At 56.1% G+C, this 14,125-nt stretch carries 12 protein-coding genes; 7 read left to right on the top strand and 5 right to left on the bottom strand.

The annotated features are described in order from the left end of the window. Nucleotide 1: 1 nt before the first annotated feature. Nucleotides 2-2,155, bottom strand: a complete 2,154-nt coding sequence (locus Fuma_RS09100; protein WP_158520919.1) for a DUF1549 and DUF1553 domain-containing protein — start codon at nucleotides 2,153-2,155, stop codon at nucleotides 2-4. Nucleotides 2,156-2,738: 583 nt separating this feature from the next. Here Fuma_RS09100 and Fuma_RS09095 point away from each other — a divergent pair. Beyond that, nucleotides 2,739-3,407: a molybdopterin-dependent oxidoreductase gene (locus tag Fuma_RS09095; protein ID WP_077023855.1), complete on the top strand. Its 669-nt coding sequence runs from the start codon at nucleotides 2,739-2,741 to the stop codon at nucleotides 3,405-3,407. Nucleotides 3,408-3,458: 51 nt separating this feature from the next. Here Fuma_RS09095 and Fuma_RS09090 read toward each other — a convergent pair whose 3' ends face one another. Further along, nucleotides 3,459-4,808: a Gfo/Idh/MocA family protein gene (locus tag Fuma_RS09090; RefSeq protein WP_077028192.1), complete on the bottom strand. Its 1,350-nt coding sequence runs from the start codon at nucleotides 4,806-4,808 to the stop codon at nucleotides 3,459-3,461. Between the two features lie 354 nt (nucleotides 4,809-5,162). Here Fuma_RS09090 and Fuma_RS09085 point away from each other — a divergent pair, with 354 nt between their 5' ends. Next, nucleotides 5,163-6,296, top strand: a complete 1,134-nt coding sequence (locus Fuma_RS09085; protein ID WP_077023854.1) for a PP2C family protein-serine/threonine phosphatase — start codon at nucleotides 5,163-5,165, stop codon at nucleotides 6,294-6,296. A 3-nt stretch (nucleotides 6,297-6,299) separates the two neighbouring features. Here the strand turns inward: Fuma_RS09085 and Fuma_RS09080 are convergent, their stop codons facing one another. After that, nucleotides 6,300-6,923 (bottom strand): phosphopantothenoylcysteine decarboxylase domain-containing protein, encoded by a 624-nt coding sequence (locus tag Fuma_RS09080; RefSeq protein ID WP_077023853.1) that lies wholly within the window; start codon nucleotides 6,921-6,923, stop codon nucleotides 6,300-6,302. Nucleotides 6,924-7,218: 295 nt separating this feature from the next. Between Fuma_RS09080 and Fuma_RS09075 the strand changes: the two genes are divergently transcribed. The 5 genes from Fuma_RS09075 to Fuma_RS09055 are packed head-to-tail and all read left to right on the top strand — an operon-like array spanning nucleotide 7,219 to nucleotide 12,427. After that, a complete protein-coding gene (locus Fuma_RS09075) occupies nucleotides 7,219-8,184 on the top strand; it encodes an RDD family protein (RefSeq protein ID WP_158520918.1) in 966 nt (321 codons plus the stop codon). Continuing rightward, entirely contained in the window at nucleotides 8,181-9,236 is a 1,056-nt protein-coding gene (locus Fuma_RS09070; RefSeq protein WP_077023851.1) for a stage II sporulation protein M, read from the top strand. The genes Fuma_RS09075 and Fuma_RS09070 overlap by 4 nt, the downstream gene beginning before the upstream one ends. Further along, a complete protein-coding gene (locus tag Fuma_RS09065; RefSeq protein ID WP_077023850.1) occupies nucleotides 9,233-10,060 on the top strand; it encodes a hypothetical protein in 828 nt (275 codons plus the stop codon). The genes Fuma_RS09070 and Fuma_RS09065 overlap by 4 nt, the downstream gene beginning before the upstream one ends. Next, complete coding sequence (locus Fuma_RS09060; protein WP_077023849.1) at nucleotides 10,057-10,956, top strand: DUF4129 domain-containing protein; 900 nt, start codon at nucleotides 10,057-10,059, stop codon at nucleotides 10,954-10,956. Before Fuma_RS09065 ends, Fuma_RS09060 begins: the two co-directional genes overlap by 4 nt. Further along, on the top strand, nucleotides 10,925-12,427 hold the full coding sequence (locus Fuma_RS09055) for a DUF4350 domain-containing protein (RefSeq protein WP_145944067.1): 1,503 nt from the start codon (nucleotides 10,925-10,927) through the stop codon (nucleotides 12,425-12,427). The genes Fuma_RS09060 and Fuma_RS09055 overlap by 32 nt, the downstream gene beginning before the upstream one ends. A 157-nt stretch (nucleotides 12,428-12,584) precedes the next feature. On the opposite strand, the gene kdsB is transcribed toward Fuma_RS09055, so the two are convergent. Together kdsB and Fuma_RS09045 are read right to left on the bottom strand one after the other, a co-directional pair. Then, the gene (kdsB, locus tag Fuma_RS09050; protein ID WP_077023847.1) at nucleotides 12,585-13,343 is read right to left on the bottom strand and encodes a 3-deoxy-manno-octulosonate cytidylyltransferase; all 759 of its coding nucleotides are present in this window, start codon (nucleotides 13,341-13,343) and stop codon (nucleotides 12,585-12,587) included. After that, nucleotides 13,340-14,002, bottom strand: a complete 663-nt coding sequence (locus Fuma_RS09045; RefSeq protein WP_077023846.1) for an SGNH/GDSL hydrolase family protein — start codon at nucleotides 14,000-14,002, stop codon at nucleotides 13,340-13,342. Before Fuma_RS09045 ends, kdsB begins: the two co-directional genes overlap by 4 nt. Nucleotides 14,003-14,125 lie beyond the last annotated feature (123 nt).

Genomic DNA, 14,125 nt, shown 5'->3' with positions numbered 1-14,125 from the left:
CCTAATTCTGAAAAACAAACTCGGGTGTGTTCAACATTGCCCACATCACGTCTTCGATCACCTGGCGGCGGTCAGCGTTCTCTGCAGACAGCAGATCCGCCACCAATTGGATTTCGTTGGCGGTCGGATTTCTTCCGTAAATCAACTGATAGATTTCCTGAGTCAACTCAGGCGCTTCTTTTTTCGAATCGGCCAGCCGAGCCGCATTGCCTTTATCATTCACCAGGTCGTTGTGCATGTTTTCTGAATTCATCAGATGCAAAGACTGCACGACCGTTGATTCCGGCTGCCGTTCGCACGGCGGATCCTGATTGGGATCGGGACGACCGAACGTATCCAGAAACAGCGACGTTGTGCGGTGCGTCCAGATTTGCTTGGCGGTTGATCCCGGCGGCATGGCTTCATACGACTGCGGCATCCCGGTGATGTCAGCCACCGCATCCAGCAACACTTCGGCTCGCAACCGCTGCCGGTAGTGACGCGAATAGTTGCGGTTGTCTGCCGCGTTTCGCTCGTTGATGTCGGAATTCAGCTGATAGACGTGCGATGCCGCGATAGTGCGAATCAAATTGGCCAGAGAGAAGCCTTCGTCGCGGAAGTGACTTCCCAAGGCCGTGAGCAGCGGTTGGTTACTGGCGGGGTTGGTGGCTCGAAAATCGTCTACCGGTTCAACCAAGCCACGCCCCATCAGGTCAGCCCATACTCGATTGGCAAATACCTGAGCGAACTGAGCGTTGTCCGGTGAGGTCATCCATTCGGCCAAAGCGTCGCGAGGATCCAGCAAGTCCGGATCGACGGTGTCGTCTCCCCACAATGGGCGAGGTTCCATTTCTTCGCCGGTCACCGGATGCTTAACGCTACCTTTGGTTCCCGCGTAGATGAATTCTTCAGACCCTGAAATCGGCGGCGACACGCCACGACCTTTGCGGCCGACTTTCTTGAAGTACGCTGCGAAACTGTAGAAGTCGGCCTGACTCCATTTTTCAAACACGTGATGGTGACACTTGGCACAGTCCAGTCGAACGCCCACAAATAACTGACTGGTCAGCGTACCAACTTCGTCCGGACTTCGTCGGTCGCGGAATAAAGTCACCGCGCCGTTGCGGAAGGTGCTGCCCTTGGCCGTGATCAGTTCTCGAACAAACTGGTCCCACGGCATGCGTTGATGAAAACGTTCGCGGATCCACTGGTCGTAGTTCAAGACGGCCTTGATGCCGACGCGATACGGATTCGGACGGAGCAGGTCCATCCACTTGTTCGCCCAATGGTCAGCGAAATCCGGTTCTTCCAGCAGACGGTCAACTAAGCGAGCACGCTTGTCCGGCGATGAGTCTTCAAGAAACTTGTGAACTTCGTCCGGCTTCGGAATTCGGCCGCAGATATCGGTGGTGACTCGGCGAAGGTAAGTCGCGTCGTCGCAAATGTCGGACGGCGTTATGTTAAGTTGCTGAAGCTTGGTCCAGACAAGGTCGTCGATAAAGTTGTTGCGAGGAAGTTGCTCGTACTCTTTGGCGGGGACAGCTTCCGGTCGAGGAATCGCGACGTCGCAGATTCCGATCATCCCCATAAAGCGGCCCATGATTGCCGCGTTGCCGGTGATCGTTCCTGCCGTGATCAAACCCTCTTCGCTGACAGAAGCGATCGGCGATTCGTTCGACTGAAAGCTGGCCAGGCGAGTGACGTCGCGTGTGGTGTTGTCGTCGTAGTGAGCCGTCACTTTCAGCGGCTGAGACTGCTCATTTTTTAGAATGATGTCGTCGGGAGATACCGTCACGTTAACCAGCTTGGGTGCTGATTTAACTTTGCGCGGCATGCCTTCTTTGATCCATTTTAGAATCAGGTTGTATTCTTCGCCGCCCGCTTCCAAACGTACGCCGCCACCGTGAGGTACCTGGCCAGTTGGTTTCTGCAGCAGCAGGCTAAGTTCCGGAGCAGCCGGGAAGACGCGCCGTCCTCGTCCTTCTTTGGCGATCGCTTCGTAGTCGAAGTCGGAATCGAATCCCAACAAAGACAGTTGAAAGCCGCCCTGTCCGCGAGCCTTTCCGTGACACGGTCCGGTCGTACACCCGAACCGAGTGAAGATCGGTTGCAGATCGTTTTGGAAGTCGACGGTCGGTTCACTCGCGTGCAAACTGTTGCTTAGCGCAATGAACATCAGGACCATGATTGTGCGGGAGACAAGCATGCGGCATCGGAAGCAGAGTTTGGTGGGATAAGGTGGAGGGACACGGCGGTTGCCGTGCGTCAATATCGTAACACGGGGGAACGGCAAAAGCAAAACGTTCGCGTCGCAAGTCTCGTCGGCAAATCGCGAATTCTGTAATCTCGCCGTGGTTTCACTCCTGCCTGTTCGTGTATATCGTCACTGGGCCCCGGACTTGGCAAGTCCCATATTTTTCTCCCTTCAATCGTTCTTAATTGCGTCATTTCGCAGAAGGCATTTCATAGCGTAATATTCTTGGCTGGACAGCGCCCTGTTGGTGCCAATGGTAACCCGAAGTGTAAGCGAGGGATCGAGTTGCGACGAATCCCTCGCTTACGCATCGGGTTACCCAAAACACGGCCCAATGACCGAAGGTGGCGCTGTCCAGTTAGTATCGTTTAATTAACGATTGAACGGACGCGGCTGATTCCACGACCGCGAATGGTGTCAACCACAGTGGACAATGCGTGACGTAGTCGAATTTCTATGCAGATGACGAACTCTGGCCAGCTCACCCGATTATTGTGGAGTTGCGATGGCTCTTTATAGCCCCCAAACGGATCCGAAGTATCAACGCGGCGACGCTCCCGTTGCTGATGACCCCACGGCTGGCGTGGTCGTTTCTCCTGACACTCAACGCGACAACCGTGTCCCGGACGGCCAGTATCGCACTCGAAAATGGCCCGTCCTGCACGCCACCGCTGTGCCCCAAATCGATTCGTCCACATGGCAGCTGACGGTCGATGGACTGGTCGAAGAACCACTCACCTTTTCACTGGAACAATTTCGAGAGCTACCGCGAATCAAAGTCTTTGCCGATTTTCATTGTGTGACGGCATGGTCGAGGCTGGGCAATCTTTGGGAGGGCGTTTCGCTATCGACTTTGCTGCAACGGGCCAAAGTGCAAGCCGCTGCGAAGTTTGCCGTCGTTGGCGCCTACGATGCTAACTGGACCACCAACGTGCCGCTGGCTGCTCTATTGGAATCCGACGTGTTATTGGCGGATACTCACGATGGCGAACCGATTGATGCTGATCACGGCGGCCCGGTTCGGTTAGTCGTGCCGCGGCTGTTCGCGTGGAAGAGTGCTAAATGGGTGAATCGGATCACGCTGACGGCGGACGATCAGCCCGGTTATTGGGAACGACTCGGATACCACGACAACGGCGATCCCTGGCTGGGACAACGCTACCGCGACGCGTAATACGATCCGCCAAAATGGCCCACACTACAGCTTGCCATTCGCCGAAAGTTTCTACACATCAACCGGCTTGGGATGTTCCCATGGAGCTCGATAGGGGCGGCTGAGTTTTTCGTTGGCTTCGGTGTCGTTCACCACTTTGTGAGTCTTCGGATCCCACTGCAAAGTGCGCCCAACGTCCAGCGCGATGTTGGCCAGAATGCAACTGGCGGTGGAAATGTATCCCTGTTCGATATCGGCCACCGGACGTTTTCGCGAATCGATACACGACAGAAAATCTTTCATGTGACCACGAATCGCTGGCGCCACATGTTTTTCCAAACGCTCCTCTGTCTTATCTTCCGGGTATTCATCCAGCTCCATCAGCACGTCACCCTTCACGGTCGGATTCTGCTTACCGCGCGGCGTGAATTCGTACTTGTGTACGCTTAGCTTTAGCGTGCCTTTGCTGCCGTAAATCGTCGCGCCCCAGGGATAGTCTTTATCCGGAGCGTCGCCCCACGTGCGGTGCTGCCAAAGGACGGGGAAGTCGGGGTGATGGAAGGTGGCCGTTTGAGTATCAGTGGTGTTCGCTTTGGCATCCGTCTGCACCAGAATGCCGCCGCTGCTGCTGATGTGAGTCGGCCAGCCCAGTTCCAGCATCCAACGCACCATGTCGTACATGTGAATGCACATGTCGCCGACAATGCCGTTGCAGTATTCCATAAACACTCGCCAACCGCGCGGGTGAACCAGTTCATTAAACGGTCGCATCGGCGCGGGGCCAGTCCACATGTTGTAATCCAGATGCTGTGGCGGCATCGAATCCGGCGGATTCTTTTGAGATCTCATGTGGTAATAGCAGTAGCACTCGACCAGTCCGATATCGCCCAGCAGCCCTTCGTTGACAACGCGATCGCGAGCTTCAATAAGATGCGGCGTGCTGCGGCGTTGAGTTCCTACTTGCACGACGCGATCGGTTTTACGAGCGGTCGTGAGCATCGCGTGACCTTCTTCCACGTCGACGCTGATCGGTTTCTGAACCCACAAATCGCACCCGGCATTCATCGCGGCGATGGCAGGCAAAGCGTGCCAGTGATCGGGAGTGTCGACCAGCATGATGTCGAACTGCTCGTCCTTCAACATTTGACGATAGTCCGACCACGTGTTCGGCTTCTTCCCTGACTTCTGCCTCTGCGAAACGATGTCGGCAGCGCCGGAAAGCATCTGGCTGTCGACATCACATAACCCGACGACATCAACGTCTTCCACCTGAATCAGTCGCAGCAGATCACACTTGCCATACCAGCCAGCACCGATCAACCCAACGCGACGCGGGGCTCGAGCACCCGAAGCGTGCAGACGCGGTGCGATGCCAGCCAACAGAGTGGCGCTGGAAGCGGAAAGGAAGGTTCGTCGCTGCATCGTCATTTCCTTCTGCAAAAAAGAGTGTTCGCCTGCTGAAGAGGAGCCAGACGATAGACCACTGGTTACTCTGGCACGATCGCTCGCCAGGCCGTTTGAATTTCGCTGCAAGCCGGCACGCGAACCGCCTGTGCCGAATAGAACCATCGTCGGCTACCACGTTATCAAACAATATTCGGCTCGTCGATCAAGCATGGACCCAACGGGTCCGGTCAAACAGCCTGTCTGATAGCGTTTTCGATGCGCAACCGCTAGGGTACACATGTGGACGCCCTGCGAGGGGCGACATCGGTATCGGAGCTCAGTGGAAATTCGAGGCCGAGAGCTGCGGCTTTCATTGAAGACAGTCATGGGATGGTGGCGGATTCGTCATTTGAATTACTGTTGGTGGAAGACAATTCTGCCGACGCAGGACTCATTCAAGCTCATCTTCGAGTTGGAATGAAGGGCGTGGAAGTTGTTCGCGTCGACCGGCTTTCCACCGCCGTTGACGCTCTGGCCACCGGGCGATTCAGCGTCGTCCTGCTGGATTTGAACCTACCCGATTGTTCCGGCGTGGAAACATTTCACCGGTTGGCGGCGAAATGCAACGGCACGCCAATCGTCGTGCTAAGCGGCATGGAAGACGCAGAAACCGCCATCGAAGCAGTCGGGGCTGGTGCCGACGACTACGTCCAAAAGACGCACTACGACGCTCAAACGCTGGCTCGCAGCGTCCGCTTTGCCATGGAACGGTCAACTCGCCGCATCACGGAGCGTGAACTGATCAATGCTCGAAGTGAATTGGCGGCCGCTCAAAGAATTCAGGATTCAATGTACCCGGGTCGCCCGCCTGAAATCTGCGGTTTAGATATTGCATCCGGCATCCGGTCGGCCGGAATCGGATGTGGTGACTACTACGATTTCATTCAACTGCAGGACGGACGTCATCTGGTTGCGATTGGTGATGTATCCGGGCATGGGATGGCTTCGGCCATCGTCATGGCAGAAACACGTGCCTGTCTGCACACGCTGACGGATGTGAAATCGCAGCCGTCGGCAATGCTGTCGGCCATGAATCGGCTGATCTACGCCAGTACGTCGGACGAAATGTTCGTGACGCTGCTATTGGTGATCTACGACCCGAAAAACAGCACGTTCGAATACTTTAACGCGGGGCACCCCGGATGGGTGATGCGTAAGCACGGGCCGCAGCAGTTGACAACTCATCAGTTGCCGATCGGTCTGATCGCGGAACTCGACTACTCTCAAAGCGATACGTTTCGGATGGCGACCGACGATATTCTCGTGATACCGACAGACGGTATTGCCGAAACTCCGTCCGGCAGCGAAATGTTTGGCAACCAACGGTTGTTGAGCTGCATTTCCGACAACCGGCACCATTCGGCCGCCAAAATCGTCGAAAATCTATTCACGGCGGCGATGACATACGCAGAATCGGACGTGCCGGCGGATGACATGACGGTTGTCGTGATGAAGGCAGAATAACGTCTACCGCGCAATGCGTTGTTCGATAAACGTGATCAGTTGAGCTGCCACGTCCGTCTTCAGGCCTGTGAATTCGGCCTGTGTTTCTGCGTCCGGCGACAGGATTTCGACGCGGTTCTCCAGTGATGAAATGGCGGAGGTGTCGTTTAGCACAATGCAGTCGCACTGTTTCATTCGCAGCTTACGCATGGCGTTGTTGCGAGGGTCCTGCGATTCCAGAGCGAAGCCGACGACCCAACGGTGCCCTTTTTGAGCTCCCAGTTCTGCCAGCACGTCTGAGGTTTCGACCAGTTCCAGTACGATCGGCTGTCCGGTCTTGGTCATCTTCCCGTGAACTCGTTCGCGCGGCCGATAGTCGCAGACGGCAGCCGTCGCGATGATCCCATCACAGGAAGGAAATAACTCCAGACACGACATCCGCAGTTCGTCAGTCGTTTCGATTGCCGATACTTTGGCACCATCCGGGACGTCTAAATCGACCGGGCCGGTGACCAGAATCACTTCGTGTCCGGCAGCGATGGCGGCTTCGGCCAGAGCGTAGCCCATGCGGCCGCTGCTGGCGTTCGAAAGGAAACGCACGTCGTCGACGTATTCGCGAGTCGGCCCGGCCGTGATCAGGATGCGCATGCAGTTGTTTTCAGGTCAATCCAAAGAGTTTTCGACGGAGATCTTGTCGAGTGATTCTGTGTGATAACATCCCGGCTGCGGCGTTTTCAGAAGTTTTTCGACAACTTGCACTCAAAAGTCGCATCTGTCATCTTGCAACACCAAACAAACCACCATGCAGTGGATTTCAGAAGGAATCCCAGGGCCTTTCCAATAACGACCAACCGCTGGCGTGCCACGGCGGATGCGTGCCGTCTCTGACGAGATCCAAATCGGCGCGCACCGCGGATCCATTTCGGCATCGTACCTGTATTTTATGTCCGACGATTCCTCCAAATTGACAGTCGATACTCGCGTGACGGTGGAAACACCGGAGGGCGTGGATTTTCGTTTTGTCATCGCGGGGCCGGGCAAGCGAGGCAGGGCGTTTGTCATTGACGTGTTCGTCAAAATCGCCATCACCATGTTGGGGTGGCTGCTGGTCGTCGCCATGACGGCATTGATGACCGGAGCAGATTATGACTTTCAAGTGTCCGGCGTGAGTGTCGGGCTGATGTCGGTATTGGCGTTTTCGCTGACGTGGCTGTACGGCGCTTGCTTTGAAGCGTTTTGGAACGGCCAAACACCAGGCAAACGTTCGGAAAATCTGCGAGTCGTGCGGACGAATGGCACGCCGGTTGGCTGGTTCGAAGCCTTCGGTCGTAACCTCGTATTGTTTGTCGATCTCCTGCCGCTGTTAGTCGTGTGGCCGCTGGGCACCTTCGCACTGTTTTCCATGGCGGGGACACGGCGCATGCAACGGCTGGGCGATCTTGTCTTCGACACAATGGTGATCGACGAAGCTCGCGAATTTGTCGGTCGAGCTGCCGGGATCACCACGGGCGTCGAACGAATTCCTCGCCACGAATGCAGCGGCCGTTATTCCGTCCCTGAACGCACTCTGGCCGTGATCGAACGGCTGTTCGAAGGTGACCGACTGATCTCCGACGGCCGTCGCGAAGAAATCGGTCGCTGTCTGTCGGTCGCAATCCGGCAGCGTCTTGGCTTTGAAGAACCCGGCCCCGATCCACGCAACCCGAACACCTACTTCACCAACACGCCTCAAAAACACACGCTGTTTTTAAGACGTGTACTCAAGACGTTTGCCGAGGATCCAACCGAAGCGGACCACTCGTCCGATAGCCTTGAGGACGTGGTTATTGAGGTCCTGGAAGAACCTGAACCTGCTCCCGTGCCGACTTTCGAAACGGCGACCGTTGGCGATGAAGGTGAAGCACGTTGAACCGCGAACGTTTTATCAAACAGCGAAGAACCGACTGGCAGCAAATGGAAACATTGCTGGCGTCACTGCAGCGTTCGCGATTGGGCAAGTGGACGGGCCGTGACGTGACACGCTTGTCCAAGCTGTACCGTTCCGTGTGCTACGACTTATCGTTGGTTCAGTCGCGAGAATGGGGCGTGCGTCTGGAACAATACCTGAACGACCTGGTGGCTCAGGGACACAACTGCCTGTACCGAGCTCCGCCGCGATCGCTGGACACGGCACTCACCTTCTTATCGGACGGCTTTCCAGCCTTGCTGCGCAAGCGGAAGAACTTCTTCTTTGTGGCATTGGCCTTGTTTGCTATTCCGTTTCTGGTCTCGTTTTGGTTGACGAAGTCAGACCAGGCGACGGCGGAATGGCTCGTCGACAAGACGGCAATGGAGCACTCAAGGGAAAGCTATTCGAAGGCTTTTTACAACTCCATTGACGCCCGATACGCCGACGAACGTTCGCGCATGGTGGGCTTCTACGTGCAAAATAATATTGGCATCGCGTTTCAGTGTTTTGCCTTCGGTGTCACATTCGGCATTGGTACCGTCGTAAAGCTGCTGTTTAACGGAATTGCGCTTGGCGCGATTTCCGGGTATCTTGTGAGCGAAGGATTGGGCGACAACTTTTTCAGCTTCGCGATTTCGCATGGTTCCTTCGAACTGACAGCGATTGCTGTGGCAGGAGCGGCCGGATTACTGGTTGGCTGGGGGATGGTTCATCCGGGCGAATTGTCGCGAGCCGAATCGTTGCGAGTCCACGGTCTGGACGCCATTAAGCTGGCCAGCGGGTCCGGCTTTATGCTGGCCATCGCCGCTTTGATCGAAGCCTATTTCTCTCCCATGGCGATTCCCCATGCCGTAAAATACGTTGTTGGGACGATGCTGTGGTTGATCGTGTTTCTGTATCTAGGCTTCGGTGGTCGCGGCATGGTTGAGCTGGCTCGCAGTGGGAAAATCCAGCGTGCGACGACTAAGACGTCCGGAATCAGTTCCGTTGGCGCGAGGCAGCAAACGCTATGAAAGTCGAAGACTGCATCGTCACCGTCGAACGACGAACCACGGGCGGCTGCATTGACCTGGCTTTGGTCTTTGCCAGACAGTTTGCGCGACCGTTGTTAAATTTGACGCTGTGCTTTGCCGTTCCGTGCACGGTTCTGGTGTGGTTCGTCTCGACTTCCATGAGAGAAATTGTGTTGCTGCCCTGCATGTTGATCTTTGCGTTCTTCAATATGCTGCTTAGCGGTGCCATCGTGGCGACGGCGGGACCTCAGGTGTTCGGGGTTCCGATTAGTACTCGAGTCGCACTAAAGGGGCTGTTGAGTCGCATTGTTCTGTACGCTTTTCTGGGCATGCTGATGCGAGTGACCGGATTCTGCATGGTGTTCCCACTGCTGTTTGTCATGGCCGGGTGTGGACATTTGCCGGAGGTCATGTTTCTGGAACGCACGCCGCTAAAACACGTTTCGGAACGGTTGTCGTGGCTTAGCAAAGGCGGCGGCTTTTCTCGCAATCTTGGACGACTGACGACGATTACATTGACGTGGTTTACCGTCGCGGCGGGCGTCTTTATCATGTTCGACTTCCTGTCCGGCCTGCTGTTAAATCATCCGATCTTCTTCGGCTCGATCGCGTGGAGTCCCGACATTTTTGAAGCCGTCACATCCAAATTCATCGACGACCCGTCGTTTGTGATCGTGCTGCAGATGTCGCTGTGGGTCACGTATCCGATCGCTCGCCTGGCCTGGTTCTTCTGCTACCTCGATCAACGAATTCGCAATGAGTGCTGGGATCTGGAATTGCAGTTTCGCGTTGAAGCAGCTCGGCTTGAGGAGCAGATGGCATGAGCTGCGGATATCGCATTTCCATTGGCCAGTCGCCGTGCCGCAAGCTGAGTGCCGAATCGTCTTTGGCGAAGGCAATCCTGCTCGCCATCGTATGCTGCACTTGTGCTCCACAATCTTCAGCCGATGAAGGCTCATTACCATCGGCCGAAATCCGTCGCGTGGCCAGTGAAGTGATGCAGCAACAGGACTTCCGCGCCGTGCGACGACGCGTGCTGGAGAATCTGCCGAACGACGAAACAAGCGGCGGCGACGGTTTTCTGGCGGACACAATTGGCAGCGTCAGTTCGGCCATCGGCGATTTCTTTCGATGGGTTTTCGGTGGCTTGTTTCAACCTCGCAACACCATTCCCCAGGCTCAGCCACCCCCAGTACAAACTTCGGGCAGCGGCGGCTTCAGCATGGACATCGGCAGGCTGTTGCTGTTTATCGGTTTGGGAGTACTGGTGGCGGTGGCGATCTGGATTATCGCGTCTGTCCTCAAAAGTCGCGATGGTCGACGAACACCAAACTCGAACGGGCTGTTCGATGAAACCGGCGCGATCAGCAATCTGGCTGTGCCGCCTGGTGAGCTGGCCGTTTCGACTTACGAATCGCGGGCCATCCAGTTCGCTCAGGAAGGCGACTTCCGTCTTGCAGTTCGGGAACTGTTGATCGGTAGCATGAGTTGGATTGAGCGCGCGGGACTGATCCGGTTCCGCAAGGGCTTGACCAACCGCGACTATATTCGCGCCGTTTGGCGACAGGATGAACGTCGGCTGGCGTACGCAGAAACGGCGCTTCAGTTTGAGAGAATCTACTTTGGTCGTCGCACGGCGACTCGTGAAACATTTGACGAATGCCTGCACCATTTTCAGGGGTCTTTTCGTGAAGAAGAAGCGACGACTGCAGCGGTCTGACATGCTGTGGCTGGCGGCCGTCGCGTTGCTGGTGCTGCTGCAGTTTTGGTGGTTGCCGGGTGACCCGGGCACGCCGGATGACACGTACAGCAGCACCATTCAAGGCAAGCGAGGTTTCTTTCAAACGCTGGAACAGCTTTCGAAGGCCGGTTTGCTGCCACCAGTGCGCCGGGAGGCGGCCAAACTTATTCCGGACGAACCCTGCACTCTGGTGGTCCTGAGTCCTGATCGTTATCCCGATGAAAATGAACAGGCTGAGCTGACGAAATTCGTTTACAACGGCGGTTCGCTGGTCTTTGCACCGAACTGGACGTCGCCCGATTGCCATATCCGCGGCTTGAGTATCAAGACCGAACGGGAATGGTTTGCATCGGAAGAAATCGCTGTGGCACCCGCCCCGGTCAATCCTGCAAACGGCACGTCCTCAGATGGTACTCCGCCCCCGGCAGATGCCGGCGAGCCCGTGATGCAGGCCGAGGCGGAAGAAAATCCAGCTGACGCCGTTCCCAGGACCGCTGCCCCGCCGGTGCAAAACTCGCCGCCTCAAAAACAGCCGCGTTCAAAGCAAAACAAGAATATGCCAGTGGATGAAGGTGTGATTCGTAATCCGTTGGGACATACGCCCATCAGTCCGCCGACTCCGCCCACCGAAGCCGCTGACAGCAACGACGCGGAAAACCTGTCGACAGACATCGCCGAACTGGAAATTGAAAGCCAGCTGATTCCGGGCACGTTCCCCTGGCGAAGTCACGCGACGCTGGTCGATCAGGGATTGCGACCGGTCGTTCTGGTACAGACAACAAGCGGCGACGTTCAGGCCGCCGCATGGCAATACGCTCAGGGCCTTGTGTTGGCCAGCGCCAGTTCGGACGTGTTTTCAAATCGAGCGATGTTGGACGAAGCTCAAGCAGAATTAGCCATTCGCCTGATCGAATACGCTCACGCGCATCACATCAACAACAGCAGCCTCAATCAACTTTCGGACGATCCGCAGATTGTGGTGAGTGAGTTTCTAAATGCCAGCGATGCGTACCGCGGCACTGCCGTGTTGATGAGCCCCACGCTGCGATCGGGAACTCTGCAGTTGATCACGATTGCACTGCTGGCGGGGTGGTTTGGCTTCCATCGATTCGGACCGGCGAAGCAGGACATGTCGATCCAACGCCGCAGTCTAACGGAGAGCGCGGCGGCGGTTGGGAACCTTCATTTTCGCACCGGCAGCGGCAACGAAGCCGTGCGGAATTACCTTGACTACATGAAAACTCAACTGCAGAAAATGTTCGGGCGTTCCGTACACCTCACGGACACAGCAACCATCGCCGCTCGCTCCGGAATGTTGCCCGAAGACGTCGAACGTCGTGTGCGGCGAGCAACCGTGCTCGGAAACGACCACTCCGTCAATACGTCTCAGGCGGCCGATGCGATTCGAGGTCTGTCCGAAATCCTGAACCGTCTACAGGGAATTCGATAACGCCTCGCCGTACGCCGCCTTGAACAGCAGTGGTAGGCCGGATCCAGCGAAGCGCAGCTCCGGCGTTGCGCTGCTGACTCCCGGAAACTCTTAACCAGCCCCTGCCGGAACATCCCCGCTTCGCTCCTCCGTCTGGCCTACTCGCCATTGAAAGCCTTCAACGACTTCGCGACGTTTCACGTTTCACAAACGCGGCGTAATCTTCAGGCGTGTCAATGCCGACGGCTGCTTCCGGAATCACGGTCACCGCGATGGACGCGCCTGTTTGAAGAGCTCGAAGCTGTTCCAGTTTTTCGAGTTCTTCCAGCGTCGATGGCTCCATTGATGTTAACCGCAGCAGAAAATCGTGCCGGTAGGCGTACAGGCCAACGTGCAGCAGCCACGGTGTTGCTGTGGCGGCTTTCAGCGTGTCTGCCACCGATGTTCCACGCGGAAAAGGAATGACGGATCGGCTGAAGTACAGCGCGTTACCGTTGTCGCTGACAACCACCTTGACGCAATCGGGGCTTTGGATGGCGTCCACATCAGACAGCGGTGCCGCAACGGTCGCCATTTCTGCTCCGGATTCCCGTAGCGTCGTCACCAACGAATCGATCGTCGCGACTTCCAGTTCCGGTTCGTCGCCCTGCAGATTGACAATCACATCTGCATCCGGGCAACACCGTCGCGCGATGTCGGCGACTCGGTCGCTGCCGCTGGGGAATTCGCCCGTCAATTCAGCGCGGCCACCAAACGAAGTCACAGCTTCCTGAATTCGCGGGCTGTCCGTTGCCACGATGACTTCGTCAAGAGCGGTGCATTGTTGAGCCACCTGCCAGACGTATTCGATCAGCGGGCGGCCGGTTTCGTTCAGCAGTAACTTTTCAGGCAGGCGACTCGATTGCAGCCGGGCGGGGATGATTCCAACGGTTCTCACAGATTCAGTTCACTTTTGACAATCGACGTCCACAACTTGTAGCCTTCGTCACTCAGATGCAGTCCGTCTTTGGCAAACAGTTCCGGCTTCGGTTTACCGTCTTCGCCCAGCATCGGCTTCCAGATGTCGAGATAGATCAATCGGTCGTCTGCCTCGCATTCCTTCGCGATCATTTGATTGGCTTCGTTCATTTTCTCCGAAAGGTTCCAGCGTTTAATGCTGGGTTTAATCGCAATGAAGGCAAGCTTTGTTTCCGGTGGCAGGTGTTGCTTCACCTTTTCCGCAAACTGAAGAAAGTCGCGATGCACGATGTCCGGCGACTTGCCTCCGGAAACGTCGTTGTCACCAGCGTACATGATGACCAGTGGTGGACGAAGCGGCGTGACAATACGATCGAAGTACTGCACGGAATCAGAAATCTGCGAGCCGCCAAACCCGTTGTTGACGACGTTCCCCTCCGGAAACCACTTCGGCAGATCCCACAGTTTGATACTGGAACTTCCGACGAAGACGACGCTGCCAGGCTTTGAAGAACCGTCTGTGATCTTCTTTTCCAGTGCTACAATCGAAGGCTCCCAACGGTCGGCCTTCTTCGCATCCTGCGCGACAGCGGCAGAAGCGAAGAACAGGAGCATCAGAATTGTGGAAACGTGCTTCATGAAAAATTCCCCGGACGGTTAAATTGCATTGCCAACAAACCCGGCGTCACCTCGGCGAATTGTGGCGCAGTGTTCGAACGGCTTCAAGTGACACCGTTCCAAACGCGATTGAACCTCCAACCG

Origin of the sequence: Fuerstiella marisgermanici, assembly GCF_001983935.1 — a bacterium.
Classification (GTDB): domain Bacteria; phylum Planctomycetota; class Planctomycetia; order Planctomycetales; family Planctomycetaceae; genus Fuerstiella; species Fuerstiella marisgermanici.
Note: the sequence above shows the minus strand (reverse complement) of the source record. Positions and strands in the feature narration are given on the sequence as shown.

Excerpts from the sequence above, each read along its gene's own strand:
- Fuma_RS09100 (WP_158520919.1), bottom strand. The coding sequence starts at position 2,155 with ATGTTCATTGCGCTAAGCAACAGTTTGCACGCGAGTGAACCGACCGTC.
- Fuma_RS09095 (WP_077023855.1), top strand. The coding sequence starts at position 2,739 with ATGGCTCTTTATAGCCCCCAAACGGATCCGAAGTATCAACGCGGCGAC.
- Fuma_RS09090 (WP_077028192.1), bottom strand. The coding sequence starts at position 4,808 with ATGCAGCGACGAACCTTCCTTTCCGCTTCCAGCGCCACTCTGTTGGCT.
- Fuma_RS09085 (WP_077023854.1), top strand. The coding sequence starts at position 5,163 with ATGGTGGCGGATTCGTCATTTGAATTACTGTTGGTGGAAGACAATTCT.
- Fuma_RS09080 (WP_077023853.1), bottom strand. The coding sequence starts at position 6,923 with ATGCGCATCCTGATCACGGCCGGGCCGACTCGCGAATACGTCGACGAC.
- Fuma_RS09075 (WP_158520918.1), top strand. The coding sequence starts at position 7,219 with ATGTCCGACGATTCCTCCAAATTGACAGTCGATACTCGCGTGACGGTG.
- Fuma_RS09065 (WP_077023850.1), top strand. The coding sequence starts at position 9,233 with ATGAAAGTCGAAGACTGCATCGTCACCGTCGAACGACGAACCACGGGC.
- Fuma_RS09060 (WP_077023849.1), top strand. The coding sequence starts at position 10,057 with ATGAGCTGCGGATATCGCATTTCCATTGGCCAGTCGCCGTGCCGCAAG.
- Fuma_RS09045 (WP_077023846.1), bottom strand. The coding sequence starts at position 14,002 with ATGAAGCACGTTTCCACAATTCTGATGCTCCTGTTCTTCGCTTCTGCC.